The sequence below is a fragment of the Vibrio cidicii genome (assembly GCF_009665415.1).
In the GTDB taxonomy this organism is placed as follows: domain Bacteria; phylum Pseudomonadota; class Gammaproteobacteria; order Enterobacterales; family Vibrionaceae; genus Vibrio; species Vibrio cidicii.
Genome location: NZ_CP035921.1, coordinates 2,522,011 through 2,543,080, shown reverse-complemented (window position 1 = coordinate 2,543,080; position 21,070 = coordinate 2,522,011). Strand labels below are relative to the sequence as shown.

At 48.4% G+C, this 21,070-nt stretch carries 18 protein-coding genes and 17 tRNA genes; 25 read left to right on the top strand and 10 right to left on the bottom strand.

Annotated features, from left to right (window positions below):
• Positions 1 to 24 precede the first annotated feature (24 nt).
• Complete coding sequence (locus tag EWA64_RS12755; RefSeq protein ID WP_061893014.1) at positions 25 to 2,676, bottom strand: beta-N-acetylhexosaminidase; 2,652 nt, start codon at positions 2,674 to 2,676, stop codon at positions 25 to 27.
• A 405-nt stretch (positions 2,677 to 3,081) separates the two neighbouring features.
• On the opposite strand from EWA64_RS12755, the gene EWA64_RS12750 reads away from it, so the two are divergent.
• Entirely contained in the window at positions 3,082 to 3,951 is an 870-nt protein-coding gene (locus EWA64_RS12750; RefSeq protein WP_244881388.1) for a TraB/GumN family protein, read from the top strand.
• A 282-nt stretch (positions 3,952 to 4,233) separates the two neighbouring features.
• Here EWA64_RS12750 and EWA64_RS12745 read toward each other — a convergent pair.
• A tRNA-Pro gene (locus tag EWA64_RS12745) sits at positions 4,234 to 4,310 on the bottom strand.
• Between the two features lie 257 nt (positions 4,311 to 4,567).
• On the opposite strand from EWA64_RS12745, the gene EWA64_RS12740 reads away from it, so the two are divergent.
• The 3 genes from EWA64_RS12740 to rluF all read left to right on the top strand — a co-directional run bounded on the left by EWA64_RS12740 (position 4,568) and on the right by rluF (position 6,590).
• Positions 4,568 to 4,708: a DUF3149 domain-containing protein gene (locus EWA64_RS12740; protein WP_039424584.1), complete on the top strand. Its 141-nt coding sequence runs from the start codon at positions 4,568 to 4,570 to the stop codon at positions 4,706 to 4,708.
• 145 nt (positions 4,709 to 4,853) lie between these two features.
• A complete protein-coding gene (smrA, locus tag EWA64_RS12735; protein ID WP_039424581.1) occupies positions 4,854 to 5,438 on the top strand; it encodes a DNA endonuclease SmrA in 585 nt (194 codons plus the stop codon).
• A gap of 105 nt (positions 5,439 to 5,543) precedes the next feature.
• Positions 5,544 to 6,590, top strand: coding sequence for a 23S rRNA pseudouridine(2604) synthase RluF (gene rluF / locus EWA64_RS12730; protein WP_061893015.1), 1,047 nt, complete (start codon positions 5,544 to 5,546; stop codon positions 6,588 to 6,590).
• Between the two features lie 60 nt (positions 6,591 to 6,650).
• Here the strand turns inward: rluF and ybaK are convergent, their stop codons facing one another.
• From ybaK to hemA, 8 genes are all read right to left on the bottom strand, one after another.
• Positions 6,651 to 7,124: a Cys-tRNA(Pro) deacylase gene (gene ybaK / locus EWA64_RS12725; protein ID WP_061893016.1), complete on the bottom strand. Its 474-nt coding sequence runs from the start codon at positions 7,122 to 7,124 to the stop codon at positions 6,651 to 6,653.
• A 103-nt stretch (positions 7,125 to 7,227) separates the two neighbouring features.
• Positions 7,228 to 8,889, bottom strand: coding sequence for a bifunctional UDP-sugar hydrolase/5'-nucleotidase UshA (ushA, locus tag EWA64_RS12720; protein ID WP_061893017.1), 1,662 nt, complete (start codon positions 8,887 to 8,889; stop codon positions 7,228 to 7,230).
• A gap of 324 nt (positions 8,890 to 9,213) precedes the next feature.
• Positions 9,214 to 10,065, bottom strand: coding sequence for a 3-deoxy-8-phosphooctulonate synthase (gene kdsA / locus EWA64_RS12715; protein WP_061893018.1), 852 nt, complete (start codon positions 10,063 to 10,065; stop codon positions 9,214 to 9,216).
• Positions 10,066 to 10,083: 18 nt separating this feature from the next.
• Positions 10,084 to 10,893 (bottom strand): SirB1 family protein, encoded by an 810-nt coding sequence (locus tag EWA64_RS12710; protein ID WP_061893019.1) that lies wholly within the window; start codon positions 10,891 to 10,893, stop codon positions 10,084 to 10,086.
• Positions 10,894 to 10,899: 6 nt separating this feature from the next.
• Positions 10,900 to 11,283, bottom strand: coding sequence for a SirB2 family protein (locus tag EWA64_RS12705; RefSeq protein WP_061893020.1), 384 nt, complete (start codon positions 11,281 to 11,283; stop codon positions 10,900 to 10,902).
• An 18-nt stretch (positions 11,284 to 11,301) separates the two neighbouring features.
• Positions 11,302 to 12,168, bottom strand: a complete 867-nt coding sequence (prmC, locus tag EWA64_RS12700) for a peptide chain release factor N(5)-glutamine methyltransferase (protein ID WP_061893021.1) — start codon at positions 12,166 to 12,168, stop codon at positions 11,302 to 11,304.
• A gap of 4 nt (positions 12,169 to 12,172) precedes the next feature.
• A complete protein-coding gene (prfA, locus tag EWA64_RS12695; protein ID WP_061893030.1) occupies positions 12,173 to 13,261 on the bottom strand; it encodes a peptide chain release factor 1 in 1,089 nt (362 codons plus the stop codon).
• A gap of 28 nt (positions 13,262 to 13,289) precedes the next feature.
• Positions 13,290 to 14,549: a glutamyl-tRNA reductase gene (gene hemA / locus EWA64_RS12690; RefSeq protein ID WP_061893022.1), complete on the bottom strand. Its 1,260-nt coding sequence runs from the start codon at positions 14,547 to 14,549 to the stop codon at positions 13,290 to 13,292.
• Positions 14,550 to 14,704: 155 nt separating this feature from the next.
• Between hemA and lolB the strand changes: the two genes are divergently transcribed.
• The 21 genes from lolB (at position 14,705) to EWA64_RS12585 (ending at position 21,065) form a co-directional block, all read left to right on the top strand.
• Positions 14,705 to 15,319, top strand: a complete 615-nt coding sequence (gene lolB, locus EWA64_RS12685) for a lipoprotein insertase outer membrane protein LolB (RefSeq protein ID WP_061893023.1) — start codon at positions 14,705 to 14,707, stop codon at positions 15,317 to 15,319.
• Positions 15,316 to 16,188 carry a 4-(cytidine 5'-diphospho)-2-C-methyl-D-erythritol kinase gene (gene ispE / locus EWA64_RS12680; protein ID WP_139045584.1) on the top strand — a complete coding sequence of 291 codons (873 nt, stop codon included), beginning with the start codon at positions 15,316 to 15,318 and terminating at the stop codon, positions 16,186 to 16,188. The genes lolB and ispE overlap by 4 nt, the downstream gene beginning before the upstream one ends.
• A gap of 29 nt (positions 16,189 to 16,217) precedes the next feature.
• The gene (locus EWA64_RS12675) at positions 16,218 to 17,162 is read left to right on the top strand and encodes a ribose-phosphate pyrophosphokinase (RefSeq protein WP_061893025.1); all 945 of its coding nucleotides are present in this window, start codon (positions 16,218 to 16,220) and stop codon (positions 17,160 to 17,162) included.
• Positions 17,163 to 17,299: 137 nt separating this feature from the next.
• Positions 17,300 to 17,890, top strand: coding sequence for an aminoacyl-tRNA hydrolase (pth, locus tag EWA64_RS12670; RefSeq protein ID WP_061893026.1), 591 nt, complete (start codon positions 17,300 to 17,302; stop codon positions 17,888 to 17,890).
• 10 nt (positions 17,891 to 17,900) lie between these two features.
• A complete protein-coding gene (gene ychF, locus EWA64_RS12665; RefSeq protein ID WP_061893027.1) occupies positions 17,901 to 18,992 on the top strand; it encodes a redox-regulated ATPase YchF in 1,092 nt (363 codons plus the stop codon).
• Positions 18,993 to 19,264: 272 nt separating this feature from the next.
• Positions 19,265 to 19,341, top strand: a tRNA-Met gene (locus EWA64_RS12660).
• Between the two features lie 37 nt (positions 19,342 to 19,378).
• Positions 19,379 to 19,463 (top strand) — tRNA-Leu (locus EWA64_RS12655).
• 26 nt (positions 19,464 to 19,489) lie between these two features.
• Positions 19,490 to 19,564: transfer RNA gene (locus EWA64_RS12650), tRNA-Gln, on the top strand.
• A 75-nt stretch (positions 19,565 to 19,639) separates the two neighbouring features.
• Positions 19,640 to 19,716: transfer RNA gene (locus EWA64_RS12645), tRNA-Met, on the top strand.
• A 22-nt stretch (positions 19,717 to 19,738) separates the two neighbouring features.
• Positions 19,739 to 19,825 (top strand) — tRNA-Leu (locus tag EWA64_RS12640).
• Positions 19,826 to 19,843: 18 nt separating this feature from the next.
• Positions 19,844 to 19,928 (top strand) — tRNA-Leu (locus EWA64_RS12635).
• 26 nt (positions 19,929 to 19,954) lie between these two features.
• Positions 19,955 to 20,029, top strand: a tRNA-Gln gene (locus tag EWA64_RS12630).
• 46 nt (positions 20,030 to 20,075) lie between these two features.
• Positions 20,076 to 20,160 (top strand) — tRNA-Leu (locus EWA64_RS12625).
• Between the two features lie 26 nt (positions 20,161 to 20,186).
• Positions 20,187 to 20,261 (top strand) — tRNA-Gln (locus tag EWA64_RS12620).
• Between the two features lie 46 nt (positions 20,262 to 20,307).
• Positions 20,308 to 20,392: transfer RNA gene (locus EWA64_RS12615), tRNA-Leu, on the top strand.
• 28 nt (positions 20,393 to 20,420) lie between these two features.
• Positions 20,421 to 20,495 (top strand) — tRNA-Gln (locus tag EWA64_RS12610).
• A gap of 46 nt (positions 20,496 to 20,541) precedes the next feature.
• Positions 20,542 to 20,626, top strand: a tRNA-Leu gene (locus tag EWA64_RS12605).
• Positions 20,627 to 20,652: 26 nt separating this feature from the next.
• Positions 20,653 to 20,727, top strand: a tRNA-Gln gene (locus tag EWA64_RS12600).
• 46 nt (positions 20,728 to 20,773) lie between these two features.
• Positions 20,774 to 20,858, top strand: a tRNA-Leu gene (locus EWA64_RS12595).
• A gap of 22 nt (positions 20,859 to 20,880) precedes the next feature.
• A tRNA-Met gene (locus tag EWA64_RS12590) sits at positions 20,881 to 20,957 on the top strand.
• Between the two features lie 21 nt (positions 20,958 to 20,978).
• Positions 20,979 to 21,065: transfer RNA gene (locus EWA64_RS12585), tRNA-Leu, on the top strand.
• Positions 21,066 to 21,070 lie beyond the last annotated feature (5 nt).

The window sequence follows — 21,070 nt, the reverse complement described above, 5'->3', positions numbered from 1 at the left end:
GTTTTTCTTTCCGTGCGCTAAGAATTACTTCACGCTTGTTACTCGGCTTGCTTTCTCGCCTGTTGCAGACACAGAGCGGATAAAGACTTCACCCTCTACTGCTGGACGAGCATTGTCTGCGTAAGTTAGCCAGTTCTTGCCGTCTAGCGAGTATTGCAGCGTGACGCCCGGGAACTGAACGTTCATTGCAAGCGTTCCCTCTTCGACTTTCGCACCTGGTACAGGCAGGCGGTAGTCGATACCTGATTTTTCCAGTTTCGCCAGTTCACGTTGGCCAACTACGTTGGCAAAGCGGTTGTAGTCTTGGTTTAGTGCCGCCTTGTCTACTAGGTTCGAACTTTGCGAGTACTCAACACCCACTTTGTAGTCGTTTTCCCAATCTGCACGGTGCCATGCACGCTCAGCTGCTGCTAGTACGCGAGGGAATACCATGTACTCGTATTGCTCGTCGTTACGTACTGTCTCAGACCAAAGCTGTGCTGATAGACCGTAGAAAGGCTTCGCTTCAATTTCACCTTTGCCCGTAAAGCCGTTGCCATCACGGTCTAAAGAGGTTTCAGCGTTTTGCGGCATGTTCTCTGGCGCAAAGCCGAACATCTTACGCGTGTCTGTTGCACGTGTTGCCCAGTAGTAACCGCGCTCTTTCGGGTCCACTTCGTATGGCATGTCCATGTAAACGTAGTCTGGGTTAGACACGATCACGTCGTAACCTTTCTTCGACCACTCGTACACTGAAGATGTACCGCCCCAGTACAGAACGTCCCAGAAGTTAACGCGGGTCGTCTCAGTGGCGAATGCCTTAGGCCCTTCACTGTACTTCAAGCCATCTTGCCACGCTTGGAAGTTTGGTATGCCCTTCTCGGCCACAATCTTCGATACTTGCTCTGCAAAGTGACTTGGCAGGTGACCAAAATCGCTGACTGTGCCATCGGTAATGAGCGTCTGACATTGCGGAGACTGTGCAAATGGCTTGTCTTGCTTAGAGAGATCAATCGTGCCTTTCCAGCTCACTTTGTCTTGTGCGTTAACGTCTTGGAAACCAGCACCTAGCTTAATGTTCTTCGCTTCGTCACCACCAAAGTGCCACGTTGTTAGCGGTGCGCCTGCCTCTGCATGCATGGCTGCGACTTCTGAAATCACTTTATCAACAAAGCGCGTTGACGATTCCATACATGGGTTGATAAAGCTCTGCTTATCGTAGAACTGAACGGTGGTCACGTTCGATGTATCTTGAGGATCCATCAGACGGTATTCGTTCGCTTGTGCTTCTTTACCTTCCGCCATGAGGCGGTCGTAACGCGCTTCCATCGATACCACTGCGGCACGAGCGTGGGCTGGCATGTCGATTTCTGGAATCACTTCGATGTGACGTGCTTTCGCGTATTTCAAGATTTCCACGTAGTCTGCTTTGCTGAAGTAGCCAGAGCCAAAGTTGTCAGAAGTTGAGCCAGAACCTAGTTGTGGCAACAGGCAATCTTTCTCTTCAAGGTCAAAACAGCGATTAGCACCCACTTCGGTCAGCTCAGGCAGACCCGGAATTTCTAAACGCCAGCCTTCATCGTCCGTTAGGTGAAGGTGTAGTTTGTTCATCTTGTACGCCGCCATTTGGTCTAGCGTGGCAAGAATGGCGTCTTTAGAGTGGAAGTTACGAGCCACATCCACCATCACGCCACGGTAATCAAAACGAGGCGCGTCTTTCATCGACAGTTGTGGTAGAGAATCCGCATTTTGGCTATCTATCAGGCCAAAGATAGATTGCACTGCGTAGAAAGCACCGGCTTGGTCAAACGCTTTAATCGCAATACTGTCGCCTTGGATGCTCATCTCGTAAGCACCCGATTTTGCTAATTCACCAGTGAAGTCCGCTGGAACAACCGTGATGCTAACAGGAACATCACCGCGCACATTCACACCGACCACTTCTGCACGATCTTGAATTGCCGATAATTGCGCCGCATCAAATACTTCTTTAGGCAGCGCAATACCCGACGCGATATCAACGGTGCCTTTGCCTGCTTCCACAAACAGTGGTGTTGGTAGCAAGGTGGTTGATACATCTTGTTTTGCTAGATCTTCGTTCTTCTCGAAGCGAGATACTGCGCTAGCAAACACGTTGATATCATCTGGCGTACGTTTTAGGTTGTTACCTTCAAGACCGGCCACGAAAGACGCCACATCTTCCGTGTTTAGAGAAGCAATCATCTTTGGCTCTGCATTTGGCGCAGTGACAAACGCACCTGGCATGAAGTCGGTTTCAAACAGCGTCCAGTATTCGCCAATTAGAGGCAGTACCACTTCTTCACCCGCAGCAAAACCATCAAATTTCTCCGTTGGTTCTAGCTTGTGTAGATCCCCCGTGACGCGAGAGATTTTGAACTGGTCATTCTCAACATCCAGAATCAAACGAATGCTATGGAAGTAAATCGCCCAATCTTTCGAGTTGACCGCTTCGCCTTGATTCACTAGCGTCATATTCACTCGGTTACAAGAAGCCCATTCGGCCTCCATATCACCACAGGCCAGCCCCTCGTTCGCGCCATGATTCGTCATCACTTGGTATTGAATATCCAAATTATCCGCTAATGAATTGACGACACGTTGCTCATCACTTTGTAATGTAGAGCAACCTGCTAGCGAGGCGATAACTGAAGCCGCAATTAAAGTTTGTTTCAACATCTTACTTACCCTAAAACTCAGAAAACCCATCCAGCCCAAACGGCTGTTAACCAATGCATTCAACATACAGCGAGTTATTTCTAAGCGTAAAATTAATCAGCAAAATCGGTGATCCAGTTCAAAACAGGCTTCAAATAAGAAAATATAAAAACTTTAATATCAACAAGTTAGAGAGTACGTTAAATTCGTAACTTATTTTTTGACGTGTATTTACTTTGTTTCGATCACAAAAAATGGCCAATAAATAGCAGATCCAGCCTGAGTGTGTGCCATCATTTGCGTGTTATAGAAGAAAGGATTAAAAAAATTGAAGGTAAATTTGCCAACTGGATCGCAGTTTACGGCTCGTCAAAAGCCGTCAAAAAACTCAATATCAACGATTTTGCCGCAGGCCAAGGAAAAGAGATGAAGATGATAAACAAGCTGTGGATGAGCATACTTACCCTGACATTCAGCCTGCCCGCTTTCAGCGAACCTTTGGTGTGGCAAGTCTCCAACGGCGTGACCGAGTTTCGCATCACAGGTTCAATTCATGTCGGCAGCCAAGCACTCTACCCCTTACCCAAAGAAATTGAACATTTTTTGCCTACCAGCAAAGGATTGATGATTGAAGCCGACCTAACAGAAAGCAGCGAGGTGCAATATCCGATACCGCGCTATACCAGCGAGCAAGTACTCGATAAAGAGCAGAAAGCCACACTCACTCAGATTGCCCGTACGCTCAATCTACCTCTGGATCAGGTGCGTCTCTCCCCTCCTTGGGTAAGTGCACTGACAATTCAAATCGCGCAAATCGCACAACTCGGTTATCACGCAGAACTTGGCGTCGACAACTATCTGATTGAAATAGCAAAACGACACCAATTACCCCTGATTCCGCTCGAAAGTGTCCAATTCCAAATTAATCTGTTGGCAAAAATGCCACAAGATGGCAAAGAGCTGCTCACTAGCACTCTCGACCAGTACGCCCAAGGCGAGCAATTACTCTCTTGTCTCATCGAAAGTTGGTCTAGTGGTGATGAATTAAACCTTGGCAGATTTGCCGATGTGTCAGACCTCTCCCCTCAATTGGAGAAAGCCATGATGACCGATCGTAATCACGCGTGGGCAGAGCAACTTGAACAACGGGCTCAGCAGCAGCCGGGGAAATACACTGTGGTGGTCGGCACCTTACATTTGGTCGGCAAAGAGAGCTTGCTTGAGCTGATGAAAGCAAAAGGTTTTCGTGTAGTGCAACTCACTCAAAGTCAGCAAGCGAAGTGTTCATTTGACTGAGGCAGTATGCTCGCCTTGAGGCTAGAAAAGCATAAAACGACGAAAGCCTTACAAGACAGGCTTTCGAAAAACGAAATCACAGGGAATGCGTTTATCTAGCGCATGAAAAAATACCAAGCACACGAAAAAGGCTCTACATTTCTGTAGAGCCTTTTTCTTAAAATGGTCGGTGAAGAGCCATATTCTAACGTCAGGCGAACCGCACATTGTTCGACATCACCGAACAAACTTTGTCTAACGCTAAAACGACGAAAGCCTGCTAAAAAGCAGGCCTTCTTAAAGTGGTCGGTGAAGAGGGATTCGAACCCCCGACCCTCTGGTCCCAAACCAGATGCGCTACCAAGCTGCGCTATTCACCGGGATGTTTAACAGGGACTTTGCCGTGCCAACGGATGGCTATATTACGGATAATCGGCCTAGACGCAAGAGCAAAAACAATTTTTTTTACCGTTCAACTACTGATTGCTCAATCTGACAGCAGCGAATGATAAAATGTGAGCAAAAACACACCTGCCAGAACATATTGTTAACTTATGCAACACAATTGATCCAGATCAGTGTGCAGATCGCCACCAACTTTTAACTTAGCTCCTGTCTTCAACCCTTGGAGGAAACTATGGACTTTTGGCTTGATCTCCTATTTGGTAATGCAGTGGGGCTATCTTCGATGATAGTGATCTTCGGCGCTCTTGGTCTGATGCTATTCTATGGCGGTTTCTTCATTTACAAGGTCATGAACGACAAATCTCCTCACTAGATATCGCCAAGCTCTATTATCGGTATAAAGCTTCGCACCGGAATGGGTTGTCTGCCTGTTCCGGTTTTTTATTTACAGTGTGATCGTTTTGCCTCTTCCGTTGGTATACTTCTGCAATCTTTCCGTTAGTTATTGAGATGCCGTTATGTCTCACGAAGATGATCTTGATCTGTTCCAACAGATGATGGGCGACGTAAAACCCATTTTCCACGATACCACCGAACATAAAAGAGTCCATCGCGCTTCAGAAGCCCAACTCGCCAGAAGAGAGGCGGCGATTTGGCTTGCGCAAGATAACCCTGAACATTTAAGTATTGACCATGCTGAAATGCTAAAACCCGACGACATCCTAGAGTACAAACAAGATGGCGTACAAGATGGGGTTTACCGCAAGTTACGTTTAGGCAAATATCCCTTGCAAGCGCGCCTTGATCTACACAAAAAGTCCATCAAGGAAGCTCGTGATGAACTGGTATCTTTCCTGAAGCAATGCATGCAGATGGACATTCGCACTGTGGTCATCGCTCACGGCCGTGGCGAGCTCTCCAATCCCCCAGCAAAAATGAAGAGCTTTGTCTGCGCTTGGTTAAAGCAGATCAAAGAGGTCCAATGCTTTCACAGTGCGCAGCGTTTTCATGGTGGCACGGGCGCGGTTTACGTGCTGCTACAAAAAAGTGCGGAGAAAAAGCTGGAGAACCGCGAGCGCCACATGAAACGCCTCGGCAGTTGAAAGTGGAATTGTGCTTTGTATCAACGCCAAACCTGCTACACTGTCGCCCCCCTGCTACTAAGCAGATCATACTGGATTTCCGTTGGGAAACGTTGAGAGAGTTATATGTCCGAAGAGAACGCAAAACGCTTAAACAAGTTCATAAGTGAAACAGGTTATTGCTCGCGCCGCGAGGCCGATAAGCTGATTGAGCAAGGTCGTGTCACGATTAATGGCCAGCAGCCAGAAATGGGCACCAAAGTCCTACCTGGTGATGATGTTTGTGTTGATGGCACCCCACTGCAAGCCAAAGAACGCCCCGTGTATATTGCTCTGAACAAGCCTACTGGGATTACCTGTACCACCGAACGAGACATTCCGGGTAATATCGTCGATTTTATTGGCCACAAGAAGCGTATTTTTCCAATTGGCCGCTTAGACAAGCCTTCTGATGGCTTGATTTTCCTGACCAACGACGGCGATATCGTCAACAAAATCCTCCGCGCTGGCAATAACCACGAGAAAGAGTATGTGGTGCGGGTCGATAAACCCGTCAGCGACAAGTTCATTAAAGCGATGTCCAGCGGTGTGAACATTCTCGATACCGTAACCCTGCCATGTAAAGTGACACGAGAAACCAAGTTTTCATTTCGTATTGTGCTGACTCAAGGGCTGAATCGGCAAATTCGCCGCATGTGTGAGGCGCTGGGCTATGAAGTGTTTAAACTGCGCCGTGTACGCATCATGAACATTACGTTGGATGGTATTCCTAACGGTAAATGGCGTTACTTAACCGACCAAGAGGTCGCCGAAATCTTAGCGATGTGTGAAGACTCGGTAGGCACTGAGGAAGCTTCTCGGCTCGCTAAAGGCAAACGCATCCGTAAAGCAACCGACGCTAAGCTGTTTGACAGCCGCGAAGAAAATCAAGCCTCAACGGCAAGACGCAATCAAAAGGCCAAAACCTTCCGCGGACACAATGCTGATGAGTTTCGACATGCGCCAAACTCAAAAAAAGGTCAACAAAAACACGGCCAACAAGAAGGCAAAGCGGCTCACGCTCAAGAGCGCGACAAGAAACCGAGCTCAACAGCACACAAAACCCGCTATGATAATCCGAACGCAGCGAAACCAGCCAAGCGCTCTAACGGCACCTTGAGCTTAAAAAAGTAACTGAATCAAATCATGCCGATAGCTAGAAAAGGACGCAAACGCGTCCTTTTTCATTGAAAGTCAAAGACATAGATCGGCAAACTGCCCGCGAGTTAGCGCCAGTAAATCCTGTGGTGCCAGCTCAATTTCTAGGCCGCGTTTACCGGCACTGACGCAAATGGTGTTCTGTGGCTCAGCACTAGAGTGCAAAAAAGTCGGCAGCGCTTTCTTTTGTCCAAGCGGGCTTATCCCACCAACCACATAACCAGTGATTTTCTGAGCGATCTCAGGATCGGCCATGTCGGCCTTTTTGCCATTGGCCGCTTTGGCGGCAAGCTTGAGGTTGAGTTTCTGCTCAACAGGAATAATCGCGACGGCGAGATTCTTCGCTTCTCCATTCAGGCAAAACAGCAAAGTTTTAAATACTTTCTTAGGATCTTGGCCAAGCACTTGCGCGGCTTCTAATCCATAGCTGGTCGCACGCGGGTCGTGTTGATATTCGTGAATGGTGTGCGCAATTTTCTTCTTTTTCGCCAGATTGATCGCCGGTGTCATGGTTTTCTCCACTACAAACAAAAAACGCTGCTCCCGGTTCGGGAAACAGCGCTTTTAGTTAAAAAGATCAGTGAGTTTGAGTCAAACTCTTTCTGAGGGAGAATTACTTGTAAACAATCTCACCAGCAGGAGCAAACTTGTTGATATCGATTGGGCTGTTCTTCTCCATGAAGTCTTTTAGTACTTCCGCATCCACAAAGCCAGTGTTGACGTAACCTGGGTGATCGCTCACTTTTGGATAGCCGTCACCACCTGCCGCGTTGTAGCTTGGGATAGTGAAACGGTAAGTTTGGTCAAGACGCAGCTGCTCACCACGGATGAATACGTCAGCGACTTTGTCTTTATATACTGTCATTGAAATGCCAGCAAACTGAGCATAAGCACCTGAATCAACGGGTTTTGTTGCAACAGCGTTCAGGTAATCAAGCACTTCTTTCCCGCTCATATCAACGTAAGTCACGATGTTGCCAAATGGCTGTACGGTGAGCACGTCTTTATAGGTCACTTGGCCTGCATCAATCGAATCACGCACGCCGCCCGAGTTCATTACGGCGAAATCGGCTTTCGCGCGATCCATGTGCGCAGCAGCAATCAGACGGCCTAGGTTAGTTTGCTTGAAGCGCACTACGTTACGGTCACCTTCCAACTTACCGTTGGTTTCAGCAATTTTCACGTTCAGTTTTGCTTGGCCTTGCTCTTGGTAAGGACGCAGGAAATCAAGCATCGCATCGTCTTCTTTGATTTCGGATTCAATGAAGACACGCTGGCTCTTGCCATTTACATCGACTTTCTTCTTCAGGTTCACTGGAATCAGATCGTAGCTCACCATGCGTAGCTCACCATTAAGGAACTCATAGTCGGCACGGCCAACGTATTTGCCCCACTCGTGCGCTTGAACAATGTATGTGCCATTTTGTTGATCAGGCTTACACTCATCGGATGGTTTGTAGTTTTTTGTCACCACATTCGGCGCTTCCATACACACCGGCTCTTGCGAATGACCGCCCACGATCATATCCAAATCGCCTTCATTGAGGTAACGCGCAAGAGCAACATCGCCCGGCGCGTTAATGCCGCGTTTGCCATCTTCGTAGTGGCCCATGTGTGTCACGGCAAAGATTAGATCCGGTTTTTCCGTTTCTTGTAGCTCCGCAATCAGCTTTTTCGCTTCTTCTTTCGGATCACGGAAATCAATGCCGCCAATAAACTCAGGGTTACCCAGTTTTGCCGTATCTTCCGTCGTCAGACCGATAACCGCAATTTTGATGCCTTGTTTGTTGAACATTTGGTAAGCCTGGAACATGCGCTCACCCGTTTTCTTGTCGTAAATGTTGGCAGAAAGCATGGGGAAATTGGCCCACTCTTTCTGTTTCATCAATACGTCGATGGGGTTGTCAAACTCGTGGTTACCCAGCGCCATCGCGTCGTAACCAATTTTGCTCATGCCTTTGAAATCTGGCTCTGCATCTTGGAGATCCGATTCTGGTACGCCTGTGTTAATGTCGCCGCCTGACAGCAGCAGCACACTGCCTCCTTCCGCCTGAATTTCAGCACGTAGCTCATCAATCAGAGTCTTACGGGCTGCCATACCATACTCACCGTATTTGTTCTGCCAAAAACGACCGTGATGGTCATTGGTGTGCAAAACCGTCAGCTTGTAACTCTTGTCCGTTTGCCACTCGTGAGTCGGCTGAGTAGCACAACCCGCCAAAGTAGCCAGAATTGCTGCGCTTAGCGCGGTTTTTAAAATCAGGCGTTGTTTCATTGTCATACCTTTTGAACGAATAGGATTCCACTGCCAATATCTACCGATTGAAAAAGCACACTCACCGCAAGTTAAGCGTATTCAACCAATAAAATTTGATACAGTTTAAAGTAACTGGACCAACCATTCAGAGCGTTTTCAAATTTATGTTGCATTGATCACCATAAAATCCATTCCTTGGTGCAATAACCTCGAGTAGTTACACTTTGAAAACGAATAGGATCACAGGCAAACGTTTCACTTTTTCACCACTATTTCACGCTTAATATGTAATTTATCAGCCAAGCGATAAAAAAAAGCCAGTCGATGACTGGCCTAGTAAAATTATTTGATGTCTATTGATGGGAAACTTTTCACCAAATCATCCAACGCTTTCATTTGTGCGAGGAACGGCTCTAGTTTGTCGAGTGGCAATGCCGATGGACCGTCACAACGCGCTTTGTCTGGATTTGGGTGCGCTTCGATAAATAGACCTGCAATGCCAGTTGCCAAGCCCGCTTTGGCCAGTTCGACGGTCTGTTCACGACGACCACCAGATGCAGCACCCGATGGGTCACGCATTTGCAGTGAGTGGGTGACGTCAAAAATGATTGGACTGCCTTTTGAGGCATTTTTCATCACGCCAAAGCCGAGCATATCCACCACAAGATTGTCGTAGCCATGGCAAGAGCCGCGTTCACAGAGAATGATTTTGTCGTTGCCACACTCGGCAAATTTCTCAACGATGTTACCCACTTGACCCGGGCTCATAAATTGCGGCTTCTTAACGTTGATCACCGCGCCTGTTTTGGCCATCGCTTCAACTAGGTCGGTTTGACGAGCTAGGAACGCGGGCAACTGGATAACGTCTACCACGTCGGCGACTGGCTGAGCTTGTGCCTCGGTGTGAACGTCAGTAATGATCTTCACGCCAAACGTCTCTTTCAGCTCTTGGAAGATTTTCATCCCCTCTTCAAGGCCGGGGCCGCGGTAAGAGTGAACTGAACTGCGGTTTGCCTTATCAAACGAGGCTTTGAACACGTAAGGAATACCCAGCTTGTCAGTCACCTTGACGTAGTGTTCACAGATCTGCATGGCAAGATCACGGGATTCGAGCACGTTCATACCAGCAAACAGGGTAAACGGCTTGTCGTTCGCAACTTGAATGTCGCCAACTTGAACGATTTTTTGTTCCATTTCTTTATCTCATATTCATTAATGTAGAGTGACCTGTTTGCCACTCATGACGTTAACTTGTTTTTTTAGCAGTTCGGCCGCCGGATCATCTGGGCACTGGTCGATAAAATATTGAAAATCCGACAAAGCAACCTGATGACAATCCAGTTGCTGGTAGATAAACCCACGGTCACGGATTTCATAAGGATCATCCGGCACAAACGTCAACGCTAAGTTGGTACAACGCAAAGCCAAAGTGTAACGCTCTTCACGCAGCAATGCGCTTTTCAGTAACGCTAACCAACGGCCAATCACCGTCGGGTTATCAGAAACCGCGAGATGTTCCGGCTTCAGTTTGGCTAAGGGCCCATCATGACCGATAAGCCATGCGTGTAGAATATGCTCGCCCACATACTCACCGTTAAACGGGTTGAGATAGCTGGTACTCCCGTCGTACCAATCAGCGCGCAGTAAAAATTGAGTGGGAAAAGTGACACCTTGCAGGGTAAATCCAAGACGACGTCCTAAATAGAGCAAGATAGCTCCTAAACTGACCGGGATGCCTTTGCGATGCTGCAGCACCTTGTCAATAAAGCTGTTATCTGAGTCAAAATAGGCATCACGATCGCCGTAAAATCCCCATTCAGTGTAGAACAGGCGCAGAAACGCTGCAAAACGGGCTTTTTCATCGCGTTCACAAACCAACGCCATTTCTGCTTCTTCAAACAAACGCTGCAACTCGGCACGCGCCCAAAGTTCGTCCGTTTCAGGGTTAACCGCCTTGTTCAGTTCCAAAGCGCCTTCCACCAACTCCATGTTGTCAAAGTCTTCGTCAAAGAATTCCAGCATCGGTTATTACCCAAAAAACAGCGGCGTTTTTGCTACCGCCAATTTACCTGCCATCGCCAGCCAACCTAGCGCACCAAAAAATGAAAACGTGCGCAGCAGTTTGTTTTTGCCGAGTTTAAGCGCAAAAAGGCCAAGTGCGATGTACGCTAGCACACAAGTGATCTTCTCCGTCAACCACATATTTGCGGGAGTAAACGGAATAAAACCGGTTACCATAATCAAGCCAATACCAGAGAGCAACAGCAGAGAATCATTGATGTGGGGGAATCGCTTGAGAAACGGATGCTGCAACTTCGGCGAATCCATCATCATCAATGCATAACGAACTGAAAGCAGCAACGCACTGATGGCGATAGTGAGAAGATGAAAGTGTTTAAGAGCTTCGTACATAAAAATTCTCTTTTGTTTTTATTCGTCTGGTAGCCCTAAAAAGCAGCCCAGTGTCACGCGATCGTTGCCACCGTAATCCTTTTCAGTCACTACCTCATGGTAGCCAAGAGATGACAATATGTGTTGCACCGCCGTTGCCTGATCGTAACCGTGTTCAAACATCAGCCAACCGTGTGGCAACAGATAGTGTCGAGCACACTGCGCGATGTGACGAATGTCGGCCAAACCCGCCTCGTCCGCCACCAGCGCAGATTTCGGCTCAAAGCGCACATCCCCCTGAGAGAGATGTGGATCGTTGGCGTCAATATACGGTGGATTGGAGACAATAAGAGCAAACTTTGTGCCACTCTCTAAAGGTTCAAACCAACTTCCCTGCAAAAATGAGACATTGCGAATGTTTAAAGCCTCGGCATTGCTTTGTGCGAGGGTTTTCGCTTCCGCTTGCAAATCGATGCCAACCACTTGACGATGGGGGAGCTCAGAAGCTAAGGCTAAGGCAATCGCGCCAGTACCAGTGCCGAGATCGAGGATTTTACCTGTCTGTTGAGCAGTTTTTTCCAATGCCAATTCAACCAATCGCTCCGTATCGGGTCTTGGGATCAAGGTGGCACTAGACACTTTCAGCGGCAAGGACCAAAACTCACGCTCACCGACAATATAGGCAATCGGCTCACCAGCTAAACGGCGCTCTACCAGTTGAGAAAATTGCTGCCGCTGCTGCGCAGTTAAAGCCTTCTCAGGCCAAGTCAGCAAATAACTGCGCGGCTTTTGCAATACATGGCAAAGTAGCACCGATGCATCTAGCGACGGCGATTCTTTGCCAGCGGCTGAAAACTGCGATGCCGCCTGTTTTAAAGCGGCATCAAGGGTTAACACATCAGGCATCGGTTTATTGGTTCTCAGCCAGTGCAGCAAGTTGGTCGGCTTGATGTTCTTGAATGACAGGATCAATCAAGGATTGCAGATCGCCTTCCATCACTTCTGACAGGCGGTAAACCGTCAAGTTGATACGGTGATCAGACACACGGCCTTGCGGGTAGTTATAGGTACGAATGCGGTCACTGCGATCGCCCGAACCAAGAAGGTTACGACGCGTGTCGGAGATTTCCGCAGCACGTTTGGCTTCTTCAGCCTGAACAATACGCGCCGCCAGAACGGCCATCGCTTTAGCTTTGTTCTTATGCTGTGAACGCTCGTCCTGACATTCCACCACAATCCCTGTGGGTAAGTGGGTAATACGGATCGCCGAATCGGTGGTGTTGACGTGCTGACCACCCGCGCCCGACGAGCGGAAAGTGTCAATCTTCAAGTCTGCGGTGCGGATTTCTGGAATTTCCGCTTCTGGAATTTCCGCCATCACCGCAACGGTACACGCCGAGGTGTGTACTCGACCCTGAGATTCAGTCGCTGGTACACGCTGCACGCGGTGACCACCGGACTCAAATTTCAGAATACCGTAAGCACCATCGCCGTTTACTTTCGCAATCATCTCTTTGTAGCCGCCATGTTCGGCTTCGTTGGATGACATCACTTCGATGCGCCAGCCACGTTTTTCTGCAAACTTGCTGTACATACGGAACAGATCGCCAGCGAAAATGCCCGCTTCATCGCCGCCCGCACCTGCACGAATTTCAAGGAAGCAGTTGCGGTCATCGTTGGGATCTTTGGGCAGCAGCAAGATTTGCAGCTCATCGGCCAAACGTTCAATCGCCGCTTTCGCCACTTTGATTTCGTCTTGAGCCATTTCACGCATTTCAGCGTCGTCTTCTTTGGCCATCTCTTCCGCTGCGCTCAAATCTTCCTGCGCCTGCTGATAAGCCTGAAAGCACTTAGTTACCTCTTCCAATTGAGAATACTCTTTGGACAGGGCACGGAATTTATCCTGGTCGCCAATGACACCAGGATCACCAAGAAGGTGCTGAACTTCTTCATAACGTTCAACCAGCATTTCCAGCTTGGTCAGAATTGAGGCTTTCATCATTTATTTATCTTACTGATCGATAGGATTACTTCAGATCATCCAAGCCAAGACTTTGGCGGATAACCGTTAATTTTGCGGGTTCGCCCTGCTCTGCTGCCAATTGTAGCGCACGAGTGGGGGCGTGAATGAGTTTATTTGTCAGTCGATTACTCAGCTCTCTGAGTACTTTCTCAGCATCAGCTCCACCAGCAAGAGCCTGTAAGCTTTTGCTGAGCAGCTCTTCACGAATCGCCTCGGCCGACTGCCGGTATTCGCGGATGCTGTCGACCGCTTGCAGCGAGCGCAACCAACTCATAAAAGCGGCGCTCTCTTCTGAAACAATCGCCTCGGCTTGAATCGCTTCGACTTTACGCTGCTCGATATTGCTGTCGATGATGGATTGCAAATCGTCCACCGTATATAAATAGGCGTCACTTAAGTCACCCACTTGGGCCTCTACATCTCGCGGCACGGCAATATCCACTAATAACATCGGCTGGTAGCGGCGCTGTTTCAGTGCGGTTTCAACCATACCTTTACCGATGATCGGCAGTGGACTTGCCGTGGAGCTGATCACGATGTCCGCTTTGGGCAAATGGTGAGGGATTTCTGGCAAACCGATCACCTCAGCGCCAAACTGCTCAGCGAGATTCATTGCTCTTTCTCGGGTTCGGTTGGCCACAATCATTTTAGTGCAGCCGTTGGCTTGCAAATGTTTGGCCACCAATTCAATTGTCTCGCCCGCACCGACCAGCAATACCGTCGAATCGGCCAAAGATTCAAAAATGTGCTTTGCCAAGGTGCAAGCGGCATACGCCACCGATACCGCATTACCACCAATATCCGTTTCCGTGCGTACTCGCTTTGCCACAGAAAAGGTTTTCTGGAACAGTTTTTCCAGTGAAGCATCAACTGCGAATTGTTCACGGGAGTCTGAATAAGCCTGCTTCACTTGACCAAGAATTTGAGGTTCGCCAAGCACCAAAGAATCAAGACCGCATGAGACACGCATCAGATGTTTGATCGCCGCTTGCTCTTCATGCACGTACAAACTGGGTTTGAGCTCTTCTAAACTGACATGATGGAACTGACTGATCCATTCAGCGACCTTATTCCTTGCGCCAGATCGAACATCACAGTATACCTCGGTCCGATTGCAGGTGGATAGGATCACACTGCCATTGACCGCTTCGTGTTGACTGAGTTGCTGTAGCGCATTGGCGAGTTTGTCTGGGCCAAACGCCACTTTTTCACGTAAGTCAACCGACGCTGTATTGTGATTTATGCCGATAACAAGCAAGGACATCGATAGTGCTTTCTCTGGACAGGACGGGAAATAGGTGGCGAATTTTACTTGATGACCGCGTTTATTAAAAGGGCAAGAGGGATTTGTTTTCCCAGCTTCGTGAGTTCAGTGCTATAGTTGTGCGCTCAATGACTTAAATCGAACAGCAAGCCGACATGATGCGTTACCGAACTTACTTCTGGTTGATTCTTCTTCCATTTCTTCTCACCGGTTGTATAACCCTATCAGAACAACACACCAGCGTAGAGTGGCAAAGTCATCAAACAAAATTAGCGCAGATCCGCGCTTTCCAAGCAACTGGCAAACTCGGTTATATTGCGCCAGACCAGCGACAAAATCTCAGTTTCTTGTGGAAACACAGCGACACCTACAGCAATTTACGCTTCACCACCTTTCTCGGCCAAACGGCACTCAACCTCACCATCACGCCAGACGGCGCAAAAGTCGAAACCTATGACGACCAGATTTTAAGTGCCGAGAATGCCACCGCGTTAGTCTATCAACTCACAGGCTTAGTACTCCCGATTGAGCAGCTTCCTGATTGGATGCTCGGTATGCCAGACGGCGCAGATGCGTATACACTCACCGAACAAAATACCCTGAAAACGCTCGATAAAACCATCGCATCCCAACCATGGCACATCGCCTACAGTCAGTATCGTGACACGCCGTTTGGCTCAAACGTCATTCCACTGCCTGCCAAACTGAGCCTTACTCAGAATAAGATCAAACTGAATATTGTTGTGACTAAGTGGACTCTACAACCATGATCAATCGTACGACTTGTTGGCCCTCACCTGCCAAACTGAATCTGTTTCTTTACATCAACGGCCGCACAGCCAATGGTTACCACGAGCTGCAAACGCTGTTTCAGTTTCTCGACCATGGCGATGAGTTGAAAATCACCGCCAATGAAACGGGTAACGTCACTATCAGCCCAGACATCGAAGGGCTGGCGCTGGAAGAGAACTTGATATGGAAAGCGGCCAGCGCGCTGCAACAATATGCTCACTGCTCGCTGGGCGCGCACATCGAACTGAATAAAATTTTGCCGATGGGCGGTGGTATTGGTGGTGGTTCTTCCAACGCGGCCACCGCTTTGGTTGCGCTCAATTATCTTTGGCAACTTGATCTTTCTGACGATGAGCTTGCCGATATTGGGCTTAAATTGGGGGCTGACGTGCCGGTTTTTGTGCACGGATTCGCCTCATTTGCCGAAGGTGTGGGCGAAAAACTTTCGCCAGCCCAGCCCGAAGAAAAATGGTATCTGGTCGTCAGACCTAACGTGCATATTGCGACCGTAGATATTTTTACTCATCCTCAATTGACGAGAAATACCCCCAAACGAGCACTGGCAACGCTTCTTGACAGTGACTACGGAAACGATTGCGAAAAAATTGTCCGAATGCTTTACCCAGAGGTTGATAAGCAACTTTCTTGGCTGCTACAATACGCGCCGTCAAGATTGACCGGCACGGGATCTTGCGTTTTTGCTGAATTTAACAGCAGACCAGAAGCGGAATCTCTCCTTGCCCAACTTTCTGACAATGTCTCGGCATTTGTCGCTCAAGGGCGCAATATTTCGCCTTTAAAAGAGACGCTGGCTGAATATCTTTCAGCCTCACACCAATCTATTTAAAAACTGGACGCAACCCTGAGGTTTCCACCGTGCCTGATATGAAGCTATTTGCTGGTAACGCAACACCTGAACTAGCCCAACGTATTGCTGATCGTCTCTACATCTCTCTTGGTGACGCTACTGTTTCTCGCTTTTCTGATGGCGAAGTCGCTGTACAGATCAACGAAAATGTTCGTGGTAGTGATGTATTCATCATTCAATCTACTTGTGCGCCTACCAATGACAACCTGATGGAACTGGTCGTGATGATTGATGCAATGCGCCGCGCTTCAGCGGGCCGTATTACAGCAGTTATTCCTTACTTTGGCTACGCTCGCCAAGACCGTCGCGTACGTTCTGCTCGCGTACCTATTACTGCAAAAGTGGTTGCAGATTTCCTGTCTAACGTGGGTGTTGACCGCGTTTTGACCATCGACCTGCACGCCGAACAAATTCAAGGCTTCTTTGATGTACCTGTAGATAACATCTTCGGTACTCCTGTGCTACTTGAAGACATGAAAGCGCGTGGACTCGAAGATCCTGTTGTCGTATCTCCAGACCTAGGTGGTGTTGTGCGTGCTCGTGCAACGGCAAAAGCACTCGGTGATATTGATATCGCTATCGTTGACAAGCGTCGTCCACGTGCCAACGTTTCTGAAGTGATGAACCTGATTGGTGATGTTGAAGGCCGCGATTGCGTGATCGTCGATGACATGATCGACACCGGTGGCACACTATGTAAAGCCGCAGAAGCGCTCAAAGAGCGTGGTGCAAAACGTGTGTTTGCTTACGCGACTCACGCAGTGTTCTCAGGCAATGCAGCGAAAAACATCAAAAATTCTGTGCTAGACCAAGTGATTGTCACTGACTCAATCACTCTGAGCAAAGAGATGGCAGCAACGGGTAAAGTGACTCAACTGACCCTATCTGGCATGTTGGCTGAAGCGATCCGTCGTATCAGCAACGAAGAATCTATCTCCGCAATGTTTAACTAATCTCCGTTTTCGATTAGTCCAATTTTAGAACACCCCTTGATTGGGGTGTTTTTATTTGCAATAGGCTTAGCCTCGCCCATCGTTACTTTTCTGTGCTATCATACCGCGCTTTTGCAGATTTCAGAGAGATCCGAGCCTTGAGTCAACAGATCAAACTACTTGTCGGTCTTGCCAATCCAGGACCAGACTACGCCAAAACTCGCCATAATGCTGGGGCTTGGGTAGTAGAAGAGCTGGCACGCGTTCACAATGTGGTGCTGAAGAATGAAGCAAAATTCTTTGGCTTGACCGGACGCATCACGATGAACGGCCAAGATTTGCGCTTGCTGATCCCAACCACCTTTATGAATCTATCTGGCAAATCGATAGCCGCCGTTGCCAACTTCTATCAAGTCAGTGCAGAAGAGATCATGGTGGCGCACGATGAACTTGATCTACCGCCGGGTATTGCCAAGTTCAAAAAGGGTGGTGGTCACGGAGGACACAATGGCCTACGCGACACCATCAGCAAGCTGGCTAACAACAAAGAATTTTACCGTCTGCGGATCGGCATCGGCCATCCAGGACACAAAGATAAAGTGGCAGGTTTTGTGCTGGGCAAGGCCCCAGCCGATGAGCAACAACTCCTTGACGCGGCAGTGGATGAATCCGTTCGCTGCCTAGACATCCTCCTCAAAGAGGGTTTGTCTAAAGCACAAAATCGCCTCCACACGTTCAAAGCTGAATAAGGTTACAATCATGGGTTTTAAATGTGGCATCGTTGGTTTGCCAAACGTTGGTAAATCAACTCTGTTTAACGCACTCACCAAAGCTGGCATTGAAGCCGCTAACTTCCCGTTCTGTACTATCGAGCCAAACACTGGCGTAGTACCGGTTCCGGACCTGCGCTTAGACGCATTGGCAGCCATTGTGAACCCACAACGTGTTCTGCCGACCACGATGGAATTCGTTGATATTGCAGGTCTTGTTGCAGGCGCTTCACGAGGTGAAGGCCTTGGAAACAAGTTCCTTGCCAACATCCGTGAAACGGACGCGATTGGTCACGTAGTCCGTTGTTTTGAAAACGAAAATATCGTTCACGTTGCAGGTAAAGTCTCTCCTATCGAAGATATTGAAGTGATCAACCTTGAACTGGCAATGGCAGACCTTGATTCTTGTGAACGTGCTATTCAGCGCCAAGCGAAAAAAGCCAAAGGCGGTGATAAGGAAGCCAAGTTCGAACTGACTGTACTTGAGAAGCTGCTGCCTGTTCTGACCGAAGGCGGCTCTGCACGCACCGTTGAACTGTCAAAAGAAGAGCAAGCAGCGGTAGGTTATCTTAACTTCCTAACTCTCAAACCAACCATGTACATTGCCAATGTTAATGAAGATGGCTTTGAAAACAATCCATACCTAGATGCCGTACGTGAGTTTGCCGCTAAAGAGAACAACGTGGTGGTTCCAGTTTGTGCAGCGATCGAATCCGAAATGGCGGAGTTGGAAGACGATGAACGCGCTGAATTTCTGGCTGACATGGGCATCGAGGAACCAGGACTAAACCGCGTTATCCGAGCAGGTTACGAACTGCTCAACCTGCACACCTACTTCACCGCTGGTGTGAAAGAAGTACGCGCGTGGACTATTCCTGTCGGTGCAACCGCACCAAAAGCTGCGGGTAAAATCCACACTGACTTTGAAAAAGGCTTTATTCGCGCAGAAGTGATCGGTTACGACGATTTTATCGAATTCAAAGGTGAAAACGGCGCGAAAGATGCGGGTAAATGGCGTTTGGAAGGCAAAGAGTACATCGTCAAAGATGGAGATGTCGTTCATTTCCGTTTCAACGTGTAGACCACAACCATTCATACAACACAATTCAGAGCCGACAGAAATGTCGGCTTTTTTCATTTAACCCCTCTAAGATCAAGTTAAGTTATTCAAAGCCAGCCACTTTGATAGCAGTTTTCGATCACAAACACGCCTCTTTGCTTAAAAAGAAAGCGAACGATTGATTTGCACGGATTTATTGCAAAAAACTATTGACGGTTGTCACTCAACTCCGCATAATGCGCCCCGTTCCCGACACAACAGCAATGAAGTGAAAGGGACTAAAACATGGTAATGGCTACGTAGCTCAGCTGGTTAGAGCACATCACTCATAATGATGGGGTCACAGGTTCGAATCCCGTCGTAGCCACCATTCCTAAGTGTTTTTGCATAAAGCATTCAGGAATTGCGCGGAAGTGGCGAAATTGGTAGACGCACCAGATTTAGGTTCTGGCGCCGCAAGGTGTGAGAGTTCGAGTCTCTCCTTCCGCACCATGATTTGATAGTCAAACTATCACTGCAGGTCTATCGCCAAGCGGTAAGGCAGCGGCTTTTGATGCCGCCATTCCCTGGTTCGAATCCAGGTAGACCTGCCACTATTTACAAGTGAAACCACCGACAAGGGGTTGTCACTGAGCAAGAGAATCGTTATATTGTCTCGCTCGCAAGATGGCTACGTAGCTCAGTTGGTTAGAGCACATCACTCATAATGATGGGGTCACAGGTTCGAATCCCGTCGTAGCCACCATAATTTGTAACTGTCTGATTTCGCGGTGGTGGCGGAATTGGTAGACGCGCTAGCTTCAGGTGCTAGTGTCCGTTAGGACGTGAGGGTTCAAGTCCCTCCCTCCGCACCAAGTCAGATAAGTTAACATGCGGAAGTGGCGAAATTGGTAGACGCACCAGATTTAGGTTCTGGCGCCGCAAGGTGTGAGAGTTCGAGTCTCTCCTTCCGCACCATGATTTGATAGTCAAACTATCACTGCAGGTCTATCGCCAAGCGGTAAGGCAGCGGCTTTTGATGCCGCCATTCCCTGGTTCGAATCCAGGTAGACCTGCCACTATTTACACTGTTGAGATTCAGTTCTTAATGGTAAAACAATTTGTGCGGAAGTGGCGAAATTGGTAGACGCACCAGATTTAGGTTCTGGCGCCGCAAGGTGTGAGAGTTCGAGTCTCTCCTTCCGCACCATGATTTGATAGTCAAACTATCACTGCAGGTCTATCGCCAAGCGGTAAGGCAGCGGCTTTTGATGCCGCCATTCCCTGGTTCGAATCCAGGTAGACCTGCCACTATTTACACTGTTGAGATTCAGTTCTTAATGGTAAAACAATTTGTGCGGAAGTGGCGAAATTGGTAGACGCACCAGATTTAGGTTCTGGCGCCGCAAGGTGTGAGAGTTCGAGTCTCTCCTTCCGCACCATAGTTTTGATAGCACTGGCTGTCTCTGCAGGTCTATCGCCAAGCGGTAAGGCAACGGGTTTTGATCCCGTCATTCCCTGGTTCGAATCCAGGTAGACCTGCCACTATTTATACTGTTGAGATTCAGTTCTTAATGGTAAAACAATTTGTGCGGAAGTGGCGAAATTGGTAGACGCACCAGATTTAGGTTCTGGCGCCGCAAGGTGTGAGAGTTCGAGTCTCTCCTTCCGCACCATGATTTGATAGTCAAACTATCACTGCAGGTCTATCGCCAAGCGGTAAGGCAGCGGCTTTTGATGCCGCCATTCCCTGGTTCGAATCCAGGTAGACCTGCCACTATTTATACTGTTGAGATTCAGTTCTTAATGGTAAAACAATTTGTGCGGAAGTGGCGAAATTGGTAGACGCACCAGATTTAGGTTCTGGCGCCGCAAGGTGTGAGAGTTCGAGTCTCTCCTTCCGCACCATAAATTGTTTCAGTTTCAGAGTGGCTACGTAGCTCAGTTGGTTAGAGCACATCACTCATAATGATGGGGTCACAGGTTCGAATCCCGTCGTAGCCACCATTTTTATAACTGTCTGATTTCGCGGTGGTGGCGGAATTGGTAGACGCGCTAGCTTCAGGTGCTAGTGTCCGTTAGGACGTGAGGGTTCAAGTCCCTCCCTCCGCACCAAGTCA